The 21,275-nt window shown below is 62.1% G+C and carries 14 protein-coding genes, 1 tRNA gene and 1 pseudogene; 9 read left to right on the forward strand and 7 right to left on the reverse strand.

Annotation, left to right across the window (positions count from 1 at the left end; genetic code table 11):
* Window positions 1-80: 80 nt before the first annotated feature.
* Window positions 81-983 carry a LysR family transcriptional regulator gene (locus tag BN1130_RS14615; protein WP_042042859.1) on the reverse strand — a complete coding sequence of 301 codons (903 nt, stop codon included), beginning with the start codon at window positions 981-983 and terminating at the stop codon, window positions 81-83.
* Between the two features lie 101 nt (window positions 984-1,084).
* On the opposite strand from BN1130_RS14615, the gene BN1130_RS14620 reads away from it, so the two are divergent.
* Window positions 1,085-1,723: an NAD(P)-dependent oxidoreductase gene (locus BN1130_RS14620; RefSeq protein WP_042042860.1), complete on the forward strand. Its 639-nt coding sequence runs from the start codon at window positions 1,085-1,087 to the stop codon at window positions 1,721-1,723.
* Between the two features lie 85 nt (window positions 1,724-1,808).
* Here BN1130_RS14620 and BN1130_RS14625 read toward each other — a convergent pair whose 3' ends face one another.
* A complete protein-coding gene (locus tag BN1130_RS14625; RefSeq protein ID WP_157014038.1) occupies window positions 1,809-3,197 on the reverse strand; it encodes a GGDEF domain-containing protein in 1,389 nt (462 codons plus the stop codon).
* 421 nt (window positions 3,198-3,618) lie between these two features.
* Between BN1130_RS14625 and BN1130_RS14630 the strand changes: the two are divergent.
* Together BN1130_RS14630 and BN1130_RS14635 are read left to right on the forward strand one after the other, a co-directional pair.
* A pseudogene (locus BN1130_RS14630) lies at window positions 3,619-4,571 on the forward strand (isopenicillin N synthase family dioxygenase).
* 113 nt (window positions 4,572-4,684) lie between these two features.
* Entirely contained in the window at window positions 4,685-5,848 is a 1,164-nt protein-coding gene (locus BN1130_RS14635) for a trans-sulfuration enzyme family protein (protein WP_042042862.1), read from the forward strand.
* Window positions 5,849-5,984: 136 nt separating this feature from the next.
* On the opposite strand, the gene asd is transcribed toward BN1130_RS14635, so the two are convergent.
* Window positions 5,985-7,100, reverse strand: a complete 1,116-nt coding sequence (asd, locus tag BN1130_RS14640) for an aspartate-semialdehyde dehydrogenase (RefSeq protein ID WP_042042863.1) — start codon at window positions 7,098-7,100, stop codon at window positions 5,985-5,987.
* Between the two features lie 357 nt (window positions 7,101-7,457).
* Between asd and sugE the strand changes: the two genes are divergently transcribed.
* The gene (gene sugE / locus BN1130_RS14650; protein ID WP_042042865.1) at window positions 7,458-7,772 is read left to right on the forward strand and encodes a quaternary ammonium compound efflux SMR transporter SugE; all 315 of its coding nucleotides are present in this window, start codon (window positions 7,458-7,460) and stop codon (window positions 7,770-7,772) included.
* Here the strand turns inward: sugE and BN1130_RS14655 are convergent.
* Window positions 7,769-8,482 carry a B3/B4 domain-containing protein gene (locus tag BN1130_RS14655; RefSeq protein ID WP_042042866.1) on the reverse strand — a complete coding sequence of 238 codons (714 nt, stop codon included), beginning with the start codon at window positions 8,480-8,482 and terminating at the stop codon, window positions 7,769-7,771. The genes sugE and BN1130_RS14655 overlap by 4 nt on opposite strands.
* 355 nt (window positions 8,483-8,837) lie before the next feature.
* Here BN1130_RS14655 and ycaO point away from each other — a divergent pair, with 355 nt between their 5' ends.
* Window positions 8,838-10,598, forward strand: coding sequence for a 30S ribosomal protein S12 methylthiotransferase accessory factor YcaO (ycaO, locus tag BN1130_RS14660; RefSeq protein ID WP_042042867.1), 1,761 nt, complete (start codon window positions 8,838-8,840; stop codon window positions 10,596-10,598).
* 117 nt (window positions 10,599-10,715) lie between these two features.
* Here the strand turns inward: ycaO and BN1130_RS14665 are convergent, their stop codons facing one another.
* The 3 genes from BN1130_RS14665 to uvrB all read right to left on the reverse strand — a co-directional run bounded on the left by BN1130_RS14665 (window position 10,716) and on the right by uvrB (window position 13,787).
* On the reverse strand, window positions 10,716-11,357 hold the full coding sequence (locus BN1130_RS14665) for a DedA family protein (protein WP_042042868.1): 642 nt from the start codon (window positions 11,355-11,357) through the stop codon (window positions 10,716-10,718).
* 124 nt (window positions 11,358-11,481) lie between these two features.
* Complete coding sequence (locus BN1130_RS14670) at window positions 11,482-11,778, reverse strand: YkvA family protein (RefSeq protein WP_042042869.1); 297 nt, start codon at window positions 11,776-11,778, stop codon at window positions 11,482-11,484.
* Window positions 11,775-13,787 (reverse strand): excinuclease ABC subunit UvrB, encoded by a 2,013-nt coding sequence (gene uvrB / locus BN1130_RS14675; RefSeq protein WP_041994126.1) that lies wholly within the window; start codon window positions 13,785-13,787, stop codon window positions 11,775-11,777. Before uvrB ends, BN1130_RS14670 begins: the two co-directional genes overlap by 4 nt.
* Before the next feature lie 404 nt (window positions 13,788-14,191).
* Between uvrB and BN1130_RS14680 the strand changes: the two genes are divergently transcribed.
* The 4 genes from BN1130_RS14680 (at window position 14,192) to BN1130_RS14695 (ending at window position 21,253) form a co-directional block, all read left to right on the forward strand.
* Window positions 14,192-14,267, forward strand: a tRNA-Asn gene (locus BN1130_RS14680).
* 770 nt (window positions 14,268-15,037) lie between these two features.
* On the forward strand, window positions 15,038-16,723 hold the full coding sequence (locus BN1130_RS14685; RefSeq protein WP_042042870.1) for an aspartate:alanine antiporter: 1,686 nt from the start codon (window positions 15,038-15,040) through the stop codon (window positions 16,721-16,723).
* A 282-nt stretch (window positions 16,724-17,005) separates the two neighbouring features.
* Window positions 17,006-18,148, forward strand: a complete 1,143-nt coding sequence (locus BN1130_RS14690; protein ID WP_042042871.1) for an efflux RND transporter periplasmic adaptor subunit — start codon at window positions 17,006-17,008, stop codon at window positions 18,146-18,148.
* Window positions 18,149-18,151: 3 nt separating this feature from the next.
* A complete protein-coding gene (locus tag BN1130_RS14695) occupies window positions 18,152-21,253 on the forward strand; it encodes an efflux RND transporter permease subunit (RefSeq protein WP_042042872.1) in 3,102 nt (1,033 codons plus the stop codon).
* Window positions 21,254-21,275: the final 22 nt, after the last annotated feature.

A 21,275-nucleotide genomic window follows, 5' to 3' on the forward strand; every position in this document is an offset into this window, starting at 1 on the left:
CAGAAGGCAGGCCCAGGCCTGCCTTCTCTCTTTGCACATCTTGCACATCCCTCGCCCGCCAACCGCTCAGCCTCACTGCGTCACTTTCTTCGATGCACCTCGGCGCTGCGTCCGAAATGATCCTGTAACGCCGCCAGCACCCGCCGCACCTTGTGAGACACCTCTCGTTCAGGCGTGATGGCATGCAACGCCATGGTCGCCATCCGGTGATCGGGAAGCACCTCCTGCAGGCGTCCTTGCGCCAGATCGTCAACCACCTCGGTCTCGGGCAACAGGGCAATGCCCTGCCCCGCCAGGGCGAACTGGCGCAGGGGCAGCACGTTGTTGCACTGCACCCTGGGAGCGAACCGCAGCGGCTGCGGCACCCCCTGTTCATCCGGCAGGGTCAAACCAGCCCCGGGCAGATCGGTCAATAGCCAGTCATGACTCGTCAACTCCGCGAGGCGAGTCGGCACCCCACGCCGGGCCAGGTAGGCCGGTGATGCACACAGCAGCATGCGCGTCTCGCCGAGGCGACGGGCCACCAGACTCGAATCGGCCAGGGTACCGACTCGCAGTGCCACATCGATGCGCTCTTTGAGCAGATCACGCTTCTCGTCATCGGCGATGATGATGAGGCGCAAACCGGGATGCGCCTGCAACAGGGGGGAGAGCGCCTGGGCCAGGGGCAGACCCGCCATGCCCACGGGGGCCGTTATCCTCACCTCCCCCATCAGGCTGTCGCGCACCTCCCCAAGCCGCAGTTCGGTCTGAGCCAGGGTCTGGCGCAGGGACTGACAACCCTGCCACACCACCTCTCCCGCCTCGGTCAGATCGAGACGGCGCGTGGATCTGTGCAACAGGGTGAGGCCAAGCAGGGTCTCGAGCTGGCTGATATGCTGGCTGACCGCCGAGGGCGTCATGCCCAGGGCCTTGGCTGCCTCCGTCATGGTCCCCGCCTCCACCACGGCGGCGAAGATGGCATAGCGTTTAAGCTGCTCCATTGTTAAGCCCTGCTTATGAGTGAGTGAATATTTTACCAGATTATTAAATCACACCGGGAGGCGTAGGCTAGCCCTATCTTAATAGCGCAGGAGAGTTTCCCATGAAGATTGCCCTGATAGGCGCCACTGGTTTTGTCGGCCGTGCCATCCTCGAGCAAGCCATTGCCCGTGGTCACAGCGTCACAGCCATCGTCCGTGACACCAGCAAGATTGCTCCCCATCCGCAGATCCAGGTGATGGGGGTGGATGCGCAGGATCCCCAGGCATTGGCGTTGGCGATCGCAGGCCACGATCGGGTGATCAGCGCCTATAACCCGGGCTGGGCCACCCCGGACATCTATGAACAATACCTCACAGGGGCCGCCGCCATCGTGCAGGCGACCAAGGCGGTAACAGGCTGGCTGCTGGTGGTCGGCGGTGCCGGCAGTCTGGAAGTGGCCCCCGGGGTACCGCTGGTCGATACCCCCGAGTTTCCGGCCGAATGGCGCCAGGGGGCCCTGGCGGCTCGCGATGGGCTCGTCGCACTGCGCAGCGAGTCTGAGCTCGACTGGCGCTTCGTCTCCCCGGCCGTCATGCTGGTGCCGGGGGAGCGCACTGGTCAATATCGGTTGGGGAGCGATCAGGTGTTGTTCCTGGAGGATAAACCGGCCGAGATCTCTGTCGGCGATCTGGCCGATGCCATCCTCAATGAGGCCGAGCACCCAGTCCACCTGCGCCAGCGCTTCACCCTGGGCTACTGAACCCGCCCATGGAGCGCGATATGCGCTCAATAAAAGAGTAGGGAGGCCATGGCCTCCCTACTCTTTTTCCATCAGACAAGCTGGCTCATGTCGCCCGACACCAGCGGTTGCGTCCCGTCTGTTTGGCCCGATAGAGCGCCAGATCGGCGTCGGCCAGCAGCTCACTCAGGCTCTCCCCTGGAGAGGCCTGCCGCAAGCCGCCGCTGATGGTGACCCGCATTGCCTGCACCAGGGGACGATCTGCGACCCCCTGGATCAGGCGATCGGCCTGCTCCGCCAGCTCGCTCTCCCCTCCCGGCGGGAGCAAGACGGCAAACTCCTCGCCGCCCATGCGCCCGAGCAGGGCCCGGGGTGGCAGTAATCCCTCGAGTCGTTGGCAAAGCTGCACCAACACGGTATCCCCCGTGGGATGACCGTGTTCATCATTGATCTTCTTGAAGAAATCAACATCGAGCAGCAACAGGGCTCCACCTTCACGCTCCAGACGTTGCTCGGTCGCCTCGCTGAAGGCGCCGCGATTGAGCACCCCGGTCAGATGATCATGACTCGCCACTTGCTGCAGGCGGGCGAACAGCTGATCCCGCTCGGCCACGGCGCAGGCCGTGGTGATGGCACTCAGGGCCAGTATGGAGATACCGGTACGAAAGGAGTAAACGGTGGCCGCGTCCTTGCTCCACTGATGCAGCAGCTGGTCATCGAGCACGGTGAACATATAGAGGGAGGCGGCGCAGGTGGCCAGACAGGTAAAGAAGCGGTTGCCAGAGAGGGCCAGCCAGATGAGGGCGGGCACCGGCAACACCAGCAGACCGGGGCCCCCCAGATGCTTGTCGAGCAGCAGGATCAACAGCAAGAAGAGCAATGCCGGAACAAGATAGCGGCGGTCGCGCCACATCTCCTGGCGACATTGCCGCCAGGAGCCTGGCAACGTCAACAGGCTGGGTAATAACACCGAGAAGTTAATCAGCTCGGCCAAATACCACATGATGGTGCTCTTCCAGCCGGTCGAACTGCCCAGCCAGACCACGGCGGCGCCGCCACACAGAGCCCCGGCCAGGATGGCGGGTTGGCAATGGAGCATCAGTCTGGGGATCGCCGTGGCGCTGATCAGGCCTTCGGGACCCCACCCCTGACGACGCAGGCTGAGCCAGGCGATGGCGACGGTGAGAATATTGGCGCCGTTGAGCAGCAGACTCTTGCGCCAGGGGGTGCCATAACAGGCATCGACCAGCAGGAAGCCAAGCAGCGCCACCAGCAGATGCACCAGCCCAGCCCTGGGATAGTAACGCAGCAAGATGCCAACCAGGGCGGCATTGGCGGGCCAGAGCAGGGAGAAGCTGCTGCCACCGCGCGCGGCCACCCCGATCCAGGTGAGCAGGGCACTGATCAGCAGCAGGCACATCAGGGCAGCAAACTCGCGGCCTAGACGTGATCCAGTCTGGAGTGAGGGGCTGGCCGGCCCGGGATCAATAGACAAGAGGATCTCCCTGCGTGGCAAATGAGCCTCGATACTAAGGGAGTGAGCGCCCGACGCCAAGCCAAGAGTGGTTTGGTGTTGCAATAGAACAGTATTAATACCGCAAAACCGAACTCTATTTCGATTTTTGTCTATAACTAAGAATTATTTGTTGTTTTGCCATCTAAATCCGAAGGGATAGCATCCTTCCAACCCAAATGGCGCCGCGCTCTGCGACGCTGTCATCCCAGGATCCCAGTTGGAGGTGCTCATGGTATTGCTTTCCCCCCTGTGTGACTCACGTCATGCTTCCAACGCAGTGCTCTCCCCTGCGCCCCGGCCAGTCAATGACTCATCCGCGCCCATTGCGCCAACCAGCAGTCTGCCCACCCTGGATTACGGCCAGTTGTTGCCGGGATCCCCGCACCGGGACCAGGCCCTCATGGCGCTGCGCCGGGCGGCGCGCGACCCCGGCTTCTTCTATCTGGAGAACACCGGGCTGGATCTGGGCCAGCAGACCGAGCTACTGGCCCTGGCAGCCCGGCTCTTTGCCCTGAGCGATGCCCAGAAGCAAGAGGTGCAGATGGTGCACTCCCCCCACTTTCGCGGCTACAACCGGGTGGGGGTCGAGCTGACCCGGGCCCGCCCGGACTGGCGTGAGCAGTTCGACATCATGGCCGAAGAGCCCTGCCTGCCCGATGCCCTGTTGCACCACCCCTGGCAAGGATTACAGGGCCCCAACCTGTGGCCCTCCGCTCTGCCCGAACTCAGGGGGGCCCTGCTGGGCTGGCAGGCGCAGTTGACCCTGATTGGATTGACCCTGATCCGCGCCTTCGCAGAAGCCCTGGCGCAACCGGCCGATGCCTTCGATGAGAGCTTGAGCCCGCTCCCCTATCGCCATACCAAGCTCATCCACTACCCGGGACGGGACGAGGATGACGGTCAGGGGGTGGGTGCCCACAAGGATCCCGGCTACCTCACGCTCCTGCTGCAAGATAGTCACGGCGGACTCGAGGTCCTGACCGAACAGGGGTGGACACCGGCGCCCCCCCGAGCGGGAGCCTTGCTGGTCAATATCGGTGAACTGCTGGAACTCGCCTCGAACGGTTACCTTAAGGCCACCCTGCATCGGGTGGTCAGCCCGCCCCCGGGGGTGTCGCGCCTCTCCTGTGCCTTCTTCATGGCGGCCCGGCTCGATGCCGCTGTGCCCTTGCTGACGCTGCCCCCTCCCTCGCGGCCGAGGCGACAGGGCTCCAGAGCGATCCGGACAACCCGCTCTTTTATCAGGTGGGGGAGAACGTGCTCAAGGGACGACTGCGCTCCCACCCGGATGTGGCGGCCCGCCACTATGCCACCCCACCGGCCCGGGAGCCCCAGCGGCGAACGCCCGCATAACCGGCCCCCTTATCCCCTTATGGCGATCGGTCGCCACAAGGACACCCCATTCACCCTGCGCAGCCGCGCCCAGGGCTATAAGAGGCCAGCCCACTGGCCATGACGGAGAGATGATGAAATTCAAGACCATGAGCGTACACAGCGGCCAACGGCTCGATCCCCAGACCGGCGCCCTGACGACCCCGCTCTATCAGAGCAGCACCTTCAGCTATTTCACGGCCCAGGCTGGCAAGGAGCGGTTCGCCGGGCAAGCGCCAGGCTACATCTACAGCCGCTTCGCCAACCCCACCACCGCCGAGCTGGAGGTGAAACTCGCCGCCCTTGAGGGTGCTGACGAGGCATTGGTGGTCGCGAGCGGCATGGCGGCGGTGAGCGCCATTCTCTATGCCCTGGCCGACAGCGGGGACGAGGTGGCCTATGTCGGTCCCCTCTATGGTGGCACCGAGGCCTTCCTCAAGCAGACCTTCAGCCGCGCGGGTATCCGCATCACCGGCTATGACAGCGACCGGGATCTGCTGGCCAATATCCACCCGGGCACCAAGTTGGTACTGTTCGAAACCCTGACCAATCCCACCCTCAAGCTGGTGGATCCCCGCATTGTGGTCGACGCCGCGCGCAGGGTCGGTGCCCTCACCGTCTGCGACAACACCTTCCTCACCCCCTATCTGCTGCGCCCCCTTGAACTGGGTATCGACATCGTCATGCACAGCGGCACCAAGTATCTCGGCGGCCACGGCGACATCATCGCCGGGGTGGTGGCCGCCCGCCACGAACTGATGGCACGCATCCGCACCGTGGCACTCAAGCACCTGGGCTCCCCCATCGGCCCCCAGGAGGCTTACTTGCTGCAACGGGGGGTCAAGACCCTGCCCCTGCGCCTGGATGCGCACCTGCACAACGCCCAGCGGGTGGCCCAGTTCCTGGCCGCGCACCCTGGCGTCAAGAAGGTGATCTATCCGGGCCTCGCCGATCATCCCGGCCATGGGGTGCTGGGAGAGATCGCCACAGGTTACGGCGCCATGATCAGCATAGAGCTGGAGGGGGGCTTCCCCCGCTGTGCCCGCCTGCTCGATCAGTTGCAGCTCTTCGTGCAGGCGGTGAGTCTGGGGGATCTGGAGAGCCTGGCCTGTCACCCGGCCAGCACGACTCATGCCGCCATGGATGAGACCAGCCGAGTGGCCGCCGGGGTCAACGATGACCTGATCCGGCTGAGCATAGGGGTCGAGGATGCCGATGACTTGATTGCCGACCTGGCCGCGGCCCTGGCCCACACGTGAACTTGAACTTGAACTTGGCGTCATGATGGCCAGCCACAGATAGCAGAAGGGAAGGCAGCTGCCTTCCCTTCTTGTTTCGAGCACGCTAGCTCAACGGCTCTCGCGTTTCATCCAGAGAGCCGGTGGCTGCCATCCCTTAGCCACGGGCCAGCAGGATGCGTAGCATGCGGCGCAGCGGCTCGGCGGCGCCCCACAGCAGCTGATCACCGACCGTGAAGGCGGCCAGGTATTCCGGGCCCATGTTGAGCTTGCGCAGGCGGCCAACCGGTATGTTGAGGGTGCCGGTCACCGCGGCCGGGGTCAGCTCGCGGGCGCTGATGTCGCGCTCGTTGGGGATCACCTTGACCCAGTCATTGTGGCTGGCCAACAGGGCTTCAATCTCGGCCAGCGGCACATCTTTCTTGAGCTTGATGGTGAAGGCCTGGCTGTGGCAGCGCAGGGCGCCAATGCGCACGCACAGACCGTCGACGGGCACCGGGGCCGCCTCGATGCCGAGGATCTTGTTGGTCTCGGCCTGACCCTTCCACTCTTCCCGGCTCTGGCCGTTGTCGAGTCTGGTGTCTATCCAGGGGATCAGGCTGCCAGCCAGGGGCACACCGAAGTTGTCCACCGGCAAGTCGCCGGAGCGGGTCTTCTCGGTGACCTTGCGCTCGATATCCAGAATGGCGGAAGCGGGATCCGCCAGCTCGACCGCCACTTCATCACGCAACATCCCCATCTGGGTGATCAGCTCGCGCATGTGACGGGCACCGCCACCCGAGGCTGCCTGGTAGGTCGCCACGCTCACCCACTCCACCAGATCGGCCTTGAACAGACCGCCCAGGGCCAGCAACATCAGGCTGACGGTGCAGTTGCCGCCGACGAAGGTCTTGGTGCCGGCCTCCAGCGCCTGGGCTATCACATCGCCATTGACCGGATCCAGGATGATGACGGCCTCTTCTTCCATGCGCAGGGAGGAGGCGGCATCAATCCAGTACCCCTGCCAACCGGCGGCTTTCAGGCGCGGATAGACATCCTTGGTGTAGTCGCCGCCCTGGGCCGTGATGATGATCTCCTGCTCGGCCAGCGCCGCTATGTTGAAGGCATCCTGGAGCAGACCGGCATCGACGCCGAAGTTGGGGGCGGCCTCACCGGCCTGGGAGGTGGTGAAGAAGGTGGGTTGAATGTGCGCAAAATCCTGCTCTTCCTGCATTCGACTCATCAGGACAGAGCCCACCATGCCACGCCAACCGACCAAACCTACTTTTTTCATAATGTCCTACCCTGGATAACGACTTGATAGTGCGGAGCCTCTATCGTTCCGACCCGGGAGGCGTTCGCCTCCTGACGCCACGGTGGCGCCATATAGATCCTGAACAGATAAAATTCTGCTGCGAAAAATGTGTCTATCCACATTACGGATTGTGGCGAGGGACGCAAGTCGATTTGCGCAATATTCCCTGCCGTTTGCTGCAATATCAAGCGATGAGGCCCGGGGAGGCGCCTCTCCTTGGCAAGCGCGATCCGGCTCTGGCAATATGAGTCCCAACGGCCATCGCGCCCGGCGGGGACGACCCCGCTGCCTGACCGCTGGCAGGGACGACCCTGCCCCCTGATGGATACCCCTTTTATGCCCTGGATATTGCTGCTCATCGCCGGTCTGTTCGAGGTCGCCTGGGCCATTGGCCTCAAATACACCGACGGCTTCAGCCGCCCCCTTCCTACCTTGCTGACCCTCGCCGCCATGGGGGTGAGCGTCTTGTTGCTGGCCCTGGCGGTCAGGCACCTGCCCCTTGGCACCGCCTACGCCGTCTGGACCGGCATAGGCGCAGTCGGCACAGTGCTGATGGGGATCTGGCTGTTTGGCGAGCCCGCCACGGCGGCGCGACTGTTCTGCCTGGCGCTCATCATCGGCGGCATACTGGGTCTCAAGGCCATCGGCTAACTGGCCCTCCTCTGGGTCCCGGATTGGCAGCCAATCAGCGCTTTCTCTATCCGGGCCCCTGGCATCATCTCCAGCAAGCCGGCGATCAGCCGATCGCCGGCCTCCTGCAAGGCAGCCAGCGGCATCTCCGGCAGACTCTCCAGAATGAACCACATCTGCTCAGACTCCACACTGAGTCGGGTTCTGACACCCTGCCGCCAATTCCAGCGGCGACAGGTCACCCCCTTGTCGTCCCGCCAGACGACCTCCCCCGGCTCGGGTGTTTCCTGCGCAGGCAACCCCCCTTTCATGGTGTCAAACCGTTCGCTGCCATCGGCAATCACCAGACGGGGCACCCCCTCATAGGCCACCAGATTTTCCCCTCCGACCGGAATGGCATACTCGATGCTAATGGCGTTGTAGAGATCGACGATAGGATCGATGCTAGGCAGTGTCCCCTCCCGCAGCACTCTCTTTCGCAGGGCTTCTGCCGAGCAAGGGGTGCGTTGTGGTTTGGCACCGAACCGCCTGAACACCTCGGCCCACGCCGACAGATGAGCGTGCGCCCAGGGCGCACCTCCCGCCGCGACGGACTGGCAGGCCCGCTTTAATGCCTGGGCACCCACGCTCATATCGGTGATGGCGGCCGCATCGACCTGGATGCTGAGGGCTCTGAAGCCGGGCGCCAGCGTGGTGATGTCAGACCCCACTCGCGGTGTCATGGATGGCATAGGGACTCCCAATTCGTGATCAACGGCCGAGCCGATAGAGGAATAGTGAAGGCGAACAACTTGTCGCAGCAGCAATGGGCGCTATCACGCCCTGTTCACCCGGCAAAACGTGGCAGCATGATGCGCAACGGCCAGACATAATGAAATCTACTTTTTCTTAATATCATTAAGAATTTCTAATGATGGTCAGGCAGGCTCGCACTTGTCGCTCGCCACAACAGGCGCAACACCCTTGTCCACTCCCCTTTCAGGCACTGAAAAGAGCGCGGACAGCGCCATTGTCTAGGCCGCATCTCTTGCGACTCATGCTATTATCTGCGACCAAACATGAGCCAATAAAAATCAGGATATCGTGATGACAGACCACACTTTTATTCCCGGCAAGGACGCGGCGCTGGAAGACTCCATCGAGCGCTTCCAGACCAAATTGCAGGCCCTGGGGTTTGATATTGAAGAGGCCTCCTGGCTCAACCCCGTGCCCAATGTCTGGTCCGTGCACATCCGGGACAAGGAGTGCGCTCTTTGCTTTACCAACGGTAAAGGGGCCAGCAAGAAGGCGGCCCTGGCCTCGGCGCTTGGCGAGTACTTCGAGCGTCTCTCCACCAACTACTTCTTCGCCGACTTCTATCTGGGCCAGCAAATCGCCGATGGCGACTTCGTGCACTACCCCAACGAGAAGTGGTTCCCCATCGAGGGCGATCACTTCCCGGCGGGTCTGCTCGACGACTTCACCCGTCACTTCTACAACCCGGAAGGGGAAGTGACCGCCGACATGCTGGTGGACCTGCAATCCAACAACGAGGAGCGCGGCATCGTCGCCCTGCCGTTCGAGCGCCAGTCCGATCATCAGACCGTTTATATTCCGATGAACATCATCGGCAACCTCTATGTCTCCAACGGCATGAGCGCCGGCAACACCAAGACCGAGGCCCGCACCCAGGGGCTGTCCGAGGTGTTCGAGCGTCACGTGAAAAACAAAATTATCGCCGAGGCCATCAGTCTGCCGGAGATCCCGGCGGAGGTGATCGCCCGTTACCCCGGCATTGCGGCCTCCATCGCCGCCCTTGAGGCCGAAGGCTACCCCATCTACAGCTTCGATGCCTCCCTGGGCGGTCGCTATCCGGTCATCTGCGTGGTGCTGCTCAACCCGCGTAACGGCACCAGCTTCGCCTCCTTCGGTGCCCACCCGCGCTTCGAAGTCGCGTTCGAGCGTACCGTCACCGAGCTGCTGCAAGGCCGTGGCCTGAAGGATCTGGATGTCTTCGTCGCTCCCTCCTTTGATAACGAGCAGGTGGCGGATCACCACAATCTGGAGACCCACTTCATCGACTCTTCCGGTCTCATCAACTGGGATCTGTTCAAAGAGGAGTCAGACTTCGAGTTCGCCGACTGGGATTTCCGGGGCACCTCCCAGCAGGAGTTCGATCACCTGATCGGCATCTTCCACGAGCTGGAGCAGCCGGTCTACATCGCCGACTACGAGCACCTGGACGTCTACGCCTGCCGCATCCTGGTACCCGGCATGTCCGACATCTACCCGGCCGAAGACTTGCTGCTGGCCAACAACAACATGGGCGCCAACCTGCGGGAAGTGATCCTGGCCCTGCCGTCCCTGACGTGGGACGCCGAGCAGTACATGGCTTTCTACGATCAGCTGGAAGAGGAAGGTCACGACGAGCGTACCCGGGTGCGCGAGCTGCTTGGCATCGCTGCCGCCAAGGGCACCGCCCTGCACACCCTGCGCATCGGTGAACTCAAGGCCATGCTGGCCCTGGCCGCAGGCGAATTGGAGACGGCGCTGGATCTCATCAACTGGACCATGGAGTACAACCAGTCGGTGTTCAGCCCTGAACGTGCCAACTACTACCGCGCCCTCAAGAGCTGCGTCGAGCTGTTCCTGGACCAGGAACGCGAGCCCGAGCAGTACAGAGCCGTGTTCACCCGCATGTATGGCGAACAGGCATTGGCACAGGCGTGGGCCCATGCCAGCGGCGAGGCTCGCTTCCACGGGTTGGAGCCAGCCGATGAGTCCCTCAGCCAGTTCCCGCTGCACCAGAAACTGCTGGCAGCCTATGAGAAGCTGCAAAAAGCCAAGCGCAACGCCAACTGGCAGTGAGTGCTGCGCCGCAGTCATCAAAAACCGGGCCCACGTGGCCCGGTTTTTTTATGTCATGAAGGGTCAAGTCACCCAGGCCGCAGCGGCCCTATCCTCACCCCTTGCTGACTGCACCGCTCACCCCTTGCCCAGCCTGGCGCGCAGGGCGGCGATCACCATGGGCAGCAGGGAGATGCCAATGATGACGAAGATGAGCAGGGTGAAGTTCTCCTTGACCAGGGGCAGGTTGCCGAAGAAGTGGCCCACATAGACGAAAGAGAGCACCCAGCACAGGCCACCCACGGCGTTAAAGGCCATGAAACGTGGATAACTCATCTTGCCCATGCCTGCCACGAAGGGGGCGAAGGTACGCACTATGGGGGCAAAGCGGGCGATGATGATGGCCTTGCCACCATGGCGGTCGAAGAAGGCGTGGGTCTGGTGCAAATAATCCTGACGGAACAGTCGTGAGTCGGGGCGGCTGAACAGCCGCTCCCCAAACAGCCGACCCAGGGTGTAGTTGGTGAGATCGCCGAGTATGGCGGCCAGCACCAGCAGGGCACTGAGCAGATGCACATCCAGAGCACTGTCTACCGTGAGGGCGCCTGCGGCGAACAGCAGGGAGTCACCGGGCAGGAAGGGCATCACCACCAGCCCCGTCTCGCAGAAGATGATGAGAAACAAAATGGCATAGATCCAGACGCCGTAATCGGCAAACAGTGCCTTGAGGTGGGTGTCTATGTGCAAGATGAAGTCGACGAGGAACAAGATAAGATCCATGGATCGGGCTCGGTATTAAGGGATGGATGATGGCAGAGGGGCCGAGTCTACCCCTTCCCCTCCCTTACCACAATTTCGCCGCAAACCATGGCCAACATCTGGGGCAGCGCAGGCTGGCGCCTGGCTACTCATCCCCCTCCTGTTTCCCCTTTTTCTCCCCCGCTTTTTCGGCAATGGCCTGACGCACCTCGGCGGGCAAGCAGGACTCCCAGCCCCAGATCAGCCAGATGAAGAGCGTGAGATCATCCACCCAACCGAGCACGGGAATGACATCCGGCACCAGATCGAGAGGGCTGAGGCCATAGACGAACACCAGCAGTGCCAACCCCTTGGCCCAGAGCGGGGTGGCCGGGTGGCGAAAGCCCAGATAGAGGCGACGTAACTTGGGCCCAATCCCGAGCAGGGCGCGCAGCGGCCTCAACTTTCAATCAACTCGTGGCGCAGTCGCTGGATGCTGTCGCGCAGGGCGGCGGCCTGCTCGAACTCCAGATCCCGGGCATGCTGGAACATCTGCTCTTCCATGCGTTTGATCTCCTTGGTGATCTCGCTGGTGGTGCGGGCATGGTACTCCCCTTGCGGCTCGGCGGCCTTGCGACTCCCTTTGCCAGCCTTGCCCGAGATGCGGCTGCCCCCCATGTCCATCATGTCCCCCACCGCCTTGTTGAGGCCCTTGGGGGTGATGCCGTGCTCGAGGTTATGGGCATGCTGCAGGGCGCGGCGCCGCTCCGTCTCCTCGATGGCTACTTTCATGGAGTTGGTGATGCGATCCCCATAGAGGATGACCCTGCCGTTGAGGTTGCGAGCGGCCCGGCCAATGGTCTGGATCAGTGAACGGGTGGAGCGCAGGAAGCCCTCTTTATCGGCATCCAGTATGGCCACCAGGGAGACCTCCGGCATGTCGAGCCCTTCGCGCAGCAAGTTGATGCCCACCAGCACATCGAACTTGCCGAGCCGCAGATCGCGGATGATCTCGACCCGCTCGACCGTCTCGATGTCCGAATGCAAATAGCGCACCCGCACGTCGTGATCCGCCAGGTATTCGGTGAGATCCTCCGCCATCCGCTTGGTCAGGGTGGTGACCAGCACTCGTTCGTCCACCGCCACCCGCAGCCGGATCTCGGAGAGCAGGTCGTCCACCTGGGTGCCGACCGGACGCACTTCAATCACGGGATCGAGCAGGCCGGTGGGGCGCACCACCTGTTGCACCACATCACCACCGGATTTTTCCAGCTCATAGGGGCTGGGGGTGGCCGAGACAAACACCGTCTGTGGCATCAGGGCCTCAAATTCGTCGAACTTGAGCGGCCTGTTGTCCAGGGCAGAGGGTAAGCGGAAGCCGTACTCCACCAGGGTCTCCTTGCGGGATCTGTCCCCCTTGAACATGGCGCCTATCTGCGGCACGGTCACATGGGACTCATCGATGATGAGCAGACCATCCCCCGGCAGGTAGTCGAACAGGGTGGGCGGCGGCTCCCCCGGCGCGCGCCCCGACAGGTAGCGGCTGTAGTTCTCGATGCCCGAGCAGTAGCCCAGCTCCTGCATCATCTCGATGTCGAACTGGGTGCGCTGGCTGATGCGCTGCTCCTCCACCAGTTTGTTGAGGGAGATCAGCTGTTCGCGCCGCCCCTTGAGCTCCTCCTTGATGTGATCGATGGCACCGAGGATGGTTTCGCGGGGGGTGGCGTAGTGGGTCTTGGGATAGATGGTATGACGCACCACCGTCTGCTCGATGGCGCCGGTCAGGGGGTCAAACAGGGAGAGTCGCTCTATCTCTTCGTCAAACAGCTCGACCCGCAGCGCCAGCTTGTCCGATTCCGCCGGATAGATGTCGATCACCTCCCCCCGCACCCGGAAGGTGCCGCGCTGGAAGGCCAGGTCGTTGCGGCTGTATTGCAGCTCGGCGAGGCGACGCAGTATGTCTCGCTGGTTGATGATGTCGCCGAGTTTGAGGTGCAGCATCATGCTCAGGTAGGCCTGGGGGTCCCCCAGGCCATAGATGGCTGACACCGAGGCGACAATGATCACGTCCCGCCGCTCCAGCAGTGCCTTGGTGGCCGACAGCCTCATCTGCTCGATGTGATCGTTGATGGAGGCATCCTTCTCGATGAAGGTGTCCGTGGTCGGCACATAGGCTTCCGGCTGGTAGTAATCGTAGTAGGAGACGAAGTACTCCACCGAGTTCTCGGGGAAGAACTCCTTCATCTCCCCATAGAGCTGGGCGGCCAGGGTCTTGTTGGGCGCCAGTATCATGGTGGGTCTGTTCAGGGTCGCTATCACGTTCGCCATGGTGAAGGTCTTGCCCGAGCCGGTCACCCCAAGCAGGGTCTGGTGGGCGAGTCCGGATTCTATCCCCTCAAGCAGTTGGCTGATGGCGGCCGGCTGATCCCCCGCAGGGGAGAACTGGCTGACGAGTTGAAACGACTTGCTCATGAAGACTCCGGACAAGAAACGGCAAAGGGCAAGTGTACCTCGACTTGTACCACTGCGGGTATAGCCTCCCCCCATGTACCCCGACCCATACCGCTGGGGTATCACCCTCCTCCCCATCATGTAGTACCTCGACTTGTACCACTGGGGGTATAACCTCCCCCCATGTACCCCGACCCATACCACTGAGGGGATCACCCTCCTCCCCCATCATGTCGTACCTCGACTTGTACCACACCGGGTATCGCCTCCCCCCATGTACCCCGACCCATACCACTGGGAGGATCACCCTCCTCCCCCATCATGTCGTACCTCGACTTGCACCACACCGGGTATCGCTCTCCTCCCCCAGTCGGCGGTTGACCCCGTCCGGCGACCTCTGTATAGTGCTCCTCCTTGCCTGATGTTCCCTCGTAGTTCAGTCGGTAGAACGGCGGACTGTTAATCCGTATGTCACTGGTTCAAGTCCAGTCGAGGGAGCCAATTCCTCACCATCTCGGTGCAAGTTATCCACTTTAGTGCCCCTCGCTACCAAATTTAATGCACAAGCTGCCACGGCTTGACAGCACTCCCCTTTATTCGCCCTCACTCCCCCTTCAGCACTTTGTGCTGTTGCTGCTAACCATTTGATTTTTATGCAAACAATTATTTGCCGGTATTTTTTGAACAGGCCTTGCAACCCAGTATTGGCAAGGCCTGGCGGCCTGTTTTCAATTTTCACACACAGGGTTATCCACAGAATCTGTGGGTAAGTCGCGCCAGCCCAGACCCAGCCTGGGTTTGGCTCATTCAGCCCCCATTTATCTTGGCCCCCCAGGGCAAACCCGATTTTATGCTGTTTTGCCACGTCTCCTTGAACCGGATTTTTTTGGCGTCTGAAGGATCTTTTTTAATACAGGATTCCCCACCCCAGATGCAGTGGGTCAGCGGTGCATTTGACACCAGTCCAGGATCCTGATGTTGGGAAGCGCCGTGCCAAACCGGCAGCAGCTTGCTCTGTAATCACCCCCATTTTTTACGGGGCACAGGATTCTATAAATGCCGAGGGGCATCCGGTTGTCTGCTGGGACAGACAGCATGAATCACTAATTGACAGCGGTTCACGCAGACAGAAAAACCCATCCTTTCCCCCCAGCGCGATGGGTCGCCTGGGCATTGCCGCCCAATATGCAGCTTTGTCCCAACCGGCGCTTCTTTATTGGCGGGGGATGCGGCACAATATCGGCCCCACTTTTTTCTCGGTTTGTCCGGGCATGACCATAGATTTCGTGACACTGCTACACCAAAGCGACTCCCTGCTGCTGTTCGTGGTACTGGCCTTCGGCCTGCTACTTGGCAAGGTGCGGGTCGGCAACTTCCAGATTGGCAACACCATCGGCGTGCTGTTCACCGCCCTGCTGTTCGGTCAGATGGGGTTTCAATTCTCCGCCACCACGGAAAACGTCGGCTTCATGCTGTTCATCTTCTGTGTCGGCATAGAGGCGGGACCGCATTTTTTCAGCGTCTTCCTGCGCGATGGCATCCACTACATCACCCTCACCCTGGTGATATTGCTCACGGCGCTGCTGTTGACGGTGGGCCTAGCCAAGTTCTTCAACCTGGGGCCCGGCATGGCGGCGGGCATACTGGCAGGCTCGCTCACCTCGACCCCGGCCCTGGTAGGTGCCCAGGATGCCCTGCGCAGCGGCCTGCTCAACCTGCCCCATGGCACCGACATGCAGCCCGTGCTCGACAACATGGGCATCGGCTATGCGCTCACCTATCTGGTGGGGCTGGTCGGCTTGATGCTGGTGGTGCGCTATCTGCCCGCCCTGGCCCGCCTCGATCTCAGCACAGAGGCCCAGAAGATAGCCCGCGAACGGGGCCTGTCTGACAATGAGAACCGCAAGACCTATCTGCCCATCATCCGCGCCTACCGGGTCGGCCCGGAGCTGGCCGCCTGGATAGGGGGCCGCACCCTGCGTGAGACCGGCATCTATCCCCACACCGGCTGCTATGTGGAGCGGATCCGCCGCAACGGCATACTGGCAAGCCCCGATGGTGACGCCGTCATTCAGGAAGGGGACGAGATCGCCCTGGTCGGGTATCCCGAGAGCCACGAGAAGCTGGATGTCAACTATCGCAACGGCAAGGAGGTGTTCGACAGAAACCTGCTTGATCTGCAGATCGTCACCGAAGAGATAGTGGTCAAGAATGATTCCGTGGTGGGCCGCCATCTGGTGGAGCTCAATCTCACCGAAAAAGGCTGCTTCTTGAACCGGGTGGTGCGCTCCCAGATAGAGATGCCGTTCGATCGCAACATCATGCTGCAAAAGGGTGATGTGCTGCAGATCAGCGGCGAGAAGATCAGGGTCAAGCATCTTGCCAACAAGATTGGCTTCATCAGCATTCACAGTCAGACCACGGATCTGGTGGCCTTCACCACCTTCTTCGTGCTCGGCTTGCTGATAGGCTCCGTCTCCCTGGTATTCGGTCAGCTCGAATTTGGCCTTGGCAACGCCGTCGGTCTGCTGCTGGCGGGGATCCTGATGGGTTACCTGCGCGCCAACCACCCGACGGTCGGCTATGTGCCGCCGGGTGCCCTGCGTCTGGCCAAGGATCTGGGCCTGGCCGTCTTCATGGTGAGCACAGGCCTCAAGGCCGGTGGCGGCATTCTGGATCATCTCAGCGAGGTGGGGGTGGTGGTGCTCTTCTCCGGCATGCTGGTCACCACCTTGCCGGTGCTGGTGGGCTACCTGTTCGGGGTCTGGGTGCTCAAGATGAACCCGGCCCTGCTGCTCGGCGCCATCACCGGGGCCCGGACCTGCGCCCCCGCCATGGACGTGGTCAACGAGGCGGCCAACAGCTCGATCCCGGCGCTCGGCTATGCGGGCACCTACGCGGTGGCCAACGTCATGCTCACCCTGGCCGGATCCTTTATCATCGGCTTCTGGTTCTAAGCCGCGTTTGAACAGGGGGCATCATCTGCCCCCTGTTCAATCCCCTCGGCCAGGGTGCAGCCTCTGCCCCCACTTTCTGACTTGCCTTTCTTGCGCTCTTCTCCCCGCCCCTCTGTCCGGCCCCTCGGCGCTCTTTTCGGGATATTTCCCTCGTAGCTGAACCCAGGCTGTCTGATCCCGGCAACTGCCATTGACAGTCATTCCCATCTCCACAAAGCTGGCCCGCGCTTTAATGTGACGCAATTCTCATTCTCTTTTTCTTTTTCTCAGCCGGAGGCCACCATGCTCCCTCACTCCTATTCTCGTCTCGCGATCGCCCTGACCCTCGGTATCCTGCTCGGCGGCTGTGGCCAAGCGGGGTCCGACGCCAAGACCATCGCCTCCCCCATATCAGTGCAGACCCTTACCCTGACTCCCCAGCCCCTGAGTCAGGATATCAGCCTGCCGGGACGCACCTCGGCCTCCCGGATCGCCGAGGTCCGCCCCCAGGTGTCCGGCATCATCCTCCACCGTCTGTTTGAAGAGGGGGCCAACGTCAAGGCGGGGGATCCCCTCTACCAGATAGACCCCGCCAGCTATCAAGCCGCCTTCAACAGTGCCAGTGCCCAGCTGGCCAAGAGCAAGGCCGATGCCGAGGTGGGCTACAAGACCTATGTTCGCTACCAGGCGCTCGTCAAGCGCGGCCTCATCAGCCGTGAACAGTTCGATCAGGCCGAAGCGACCTGGCAGCAGGCCAAGGCGCAGACAGGTATCGACCAGGCCAGCCTGGAACAGGCGAAGATCCAACTCGGCTATACCCAGGTACGAGCCCCCATCTCGGGGCGGATCGGCATCTCTCAAGTCACCGAGGGGGCGCTGGTCACCACCAATCAGACCAACAGCCTGGCCACCATACAGCAGCTGGATCCCATCTATCTGGACATGACCCAGGCGGTGAACACCCTGGGAGACGTGAGCGATAGCTTGCGCCCGGGGGCGGCGCCGAAAAAAGTCAGCCTGCAGACCCAGACCGGGAAATCCTATCCCCAGAGCGGCAGCCTCGCGTTTGCCGATGTGAGCGTCAATGAGTCCACCGGCAGCCTGACCCTACGCGCCATCATCCCCAATCCCCAGCAGAGCCTGCTGCCGGGCATGTTCCTGCGTGCCACCATTGCCGATGACAAGCCCGGCACCGGACTGCTACTACCCCAGACCAGCGTGACCCAGCTGCCTGGTGGCAAGGGCGCAGTGCTGCTGGTCAATGCCAACAACCAGGTAGAGCCGCGTCAGGTCAGTCTGGGCGCGAGTCGGGGGGATCAGTGGGTGATTGCAGGTGGCCTCAAGGCGGGGGAGAGGGTCATCGTCTCCGGCCAGGTCAAACTGCGTCCGGGCATGGCGGTCAGGGCCACGGCCGCCATGCCAGTTTCCACTCAGGCGGCGGGGTAAGTCATGTCACGTTTCTTCATCGATAGACCCGTCTTCGCCTGGGTGCTCGCCATCCTCGTCATGTTGGGCGGGGTACTTGCCATCATGGGCCTGCCCATCGCCCAATATCCGACCATAGCCCCCCCCGCCATCCAGGTGAACGCCGTCTACCCCGGGGCCTCGGCCTCGACCGTGGAAAACAGCGTGACCCAGATCCTCGAACAGAACATGAAAGGGCTCGACCACCTGCTCTATATGTCCGCCACCAGCGACTCTGCCGGCAACGTCTCCGTCACCCTCACCTTCCAGGCGGGTACGGATCCGGATATCGCCCAGGTCCAGGTGCAAAACCGCTTGCAGCAGGCCAATAGCCAGTTGCCCGCCGAGGTGCAGCAGCAAGGGATCAGCGTGCGCAAGAGCTCCTCGAGCTTTATGAGCCTCATCGCCTTCAAGTCCGACGATGGCAGCATGAACTCCCAGGACATCGCCGACTATGTCGGCTCCCACCTGCTCGATCCCATCAGCCGCCTGGAAGGGGTCGGTGACGTCACCCAGTTCGGTACCCAATACGCCATGCGCGTCTGGCTCGATCCCAGCAAGCTGACCAGCTACCAGCTCACCCCCCTGGACATCTCCAACGCCATCAAGGCCCAGAACAGCGAAGTGACCGTGGGGCAGATTGGCGGCACCCCGGCCATCCAGGGCCAGATGATCAATGCCACCATCACCGCCCGCAACCGCCTCGAAAGCCTGGCGCAGTTTCGCAACATCTTGCTCAAGGTCAACCAGGATGGATCCCAGGTTCGCTTGAGCGATGTGGCGCGCCTCGAACTTGGCGGCGAAAGCTATGACAAGATCGCCCGTCTCGATGGGGACAACGCCTCGGCCATGGGCATCAAGCTGGCCACCGGCGCCAATGCCCTGGATACCCAGAAGGCGGTCGATGCCAAGCTGGCCACGCTCTCGCAAAGCTTCCCGCCTGGCCTCAAGATGGTGAAGGCGATGGAGACGGTGCCTTTCATCAAGATCTCCATCGAGGAGGTGATCAAGACCCTGCTCGAGGCCATAGTGCTGGTCTTCCTGGTGATGTACCTCTTCTTGCAGAACCTGCGGGCGACCCTGATCCCCACCATCGCCGTGCCCGTGGTACTGCTGGGTACCTTCGGCATCATGTCGGCCCTGGGGTTCACCATCAATACCCTGACCATGTTCGGCCTGGTGCTCGCCATCGGTCTGCTGGTCGATGACGCCATCGTGGTGGTGGAGAACGTCGAGCGCATCATGCAAGAGGAGGGGCTGAGCCCCCTGGAGGCGACGCGCAAGTCCATGACCCAGATCAGCGGCGCCCTGATTGGCGTCGCCCTGGTGCTCTCGGCGGTGTTCGTGCCCATGGCCTTCATGCAAGGGTCAACCGGCGCCATTTATCGCCAGTTCTCCCTGACCATCGTCTCGGCCATGGCGCTCTCTGTGCTGACCGCGATGATTCTGACCCCGGCCCTGTGCGCCACCCTGCTCAAGGGGGATCACCAGCCTCACCAGCACGGCTTCTTCGCCTGGTTCAACCGCCGCTTCGAGTGGCTCGCCCATCGCTATGAAGGGGGCGTCAGCCGGATATTGCAGCGCTCGGGCCGCAGCCTGATCCTCTATGTGGCACTGCTGATCACCCTGGGCTGGATGTTCCATCTGCTCCCCTCCTCCTTCCTGCCGGAAGAGGATCAGGGCAACTTCATGGTGATGGTGCAGCTCCCCGCCGGCGCCAGTCAGCAGCGTACCGAGGCGACGGTGGCCAAGGTGCAGCACTATTTCGCCACCCATGAGCAAGCGACGGTGCAAACGGTGCTCGGCATCACCGGCTTTAGCTATTCGGGCAACGCCCAGAATGCGGGCATGGCTTTTGTCTCTCTCAAACCCTGGGATCAACGCCAACAACCGGGGCAGGATGTCAACGCCATCATAGGCCGCGCCATGAAGACCTTCAGCAAGATTGACGATGCCATGGTGTTCGCCGTCAACCCGCCCTCCATCCGTGAACTGGGCCACGCCACCGGCTTTGATTTCTATCTCGAAGACAATGGCGGTCTGGGGCATGAGCGGCTGATCGCCGCCCGCAACCAGCTGCTCAAGGCCGCGAGTCAGGATCCTGCTCTGCAGAAGGTGCGACCCAGCGGCCTCAATGACAACGCCCAGTTCTTCATCGACATCGACTACGAGAAAGCGATGGCCCTGGGGCTGAACGTCGATGAGATCAACCGCACCCTCTCCATCGCCTGGGGCTCCTCCTACGTCAACCAGTTCGTCGACCATGGTCGCACCAAGAAGGTCTATCTGCAGGCGGATGCCCCCGATCGGATGTCAGCCCAGGATCTCGACAAGTGGTTCGTGCGCAACACCAAGGGGGACATGGTGCCTTTCAACGCCTTCAGCAGCACCCATTGGGGTTATGGGGCGCCGCAGCTGGCGCGCTATAACGGCAACCCTGCCGTTGAGATAGTCGGTGAGGCGGCCCCGGGGCACAGCACGGGGGAAGCCATGGCCGCCATCGAGCGGATGGCCAGCACCCTGCCCCACGGGGTCAGCATCAGCTGGACCGGCATGTCCTACCAGGAGCGCCAGGCTGGCAACCAGGCGCCCATGCTCTATGGCATCTCCATCCTGATCGTCTTCCTCTGCCTGGCGGCGCTCTATGAGAGCTGGAGCGTGCCGCTCTCGGTGATCCTGGCCGTGCCGCTCGGGGTGCTGGGCGCCGTGCTGGCCACCAGTCTGCGGGGCCTGGAGAACGACGTCTACTTCCAGGTGGGCCTGCTCACCACCATGGGGCTCACCGCCAAGAATGCCATCCTCATCGTCGAGTTCGCCAAGGAGCTGCACGAACGAGGCATGGACTTGCTCGAGGCGACCATGACCGCCTGCCGCCAGCGGCTCAGGCCCATCATCATGACCTCCCTCGCCTTCATGCTCGGGGTCTTGCCCCTGGTGCTCAGCAGTGGCGCCGGGGCCAATGCCCGTCACGCCATCGGCACCTCGGTGCTGGGCGGCATGCTCAGCGCCACCCTGCTGGCGATCTTCTTCATTCCACTGTTCTTCTTGCTGGTGTTCAAGCTCAGCCATCGCAAGCCGACACTCTGACGCCGGGACAGCCATCACCACA

Origin of the sequence: Aeromonas rivuli, from assembly GCF_000820045.1 — a bacterium.
Lineage (GTDB): Bacteria > Pseudomonadota > Gammaproteobacteria > Enterobacterales > Aeromonadaceae > Aeromonas > Aeromonas rivuli.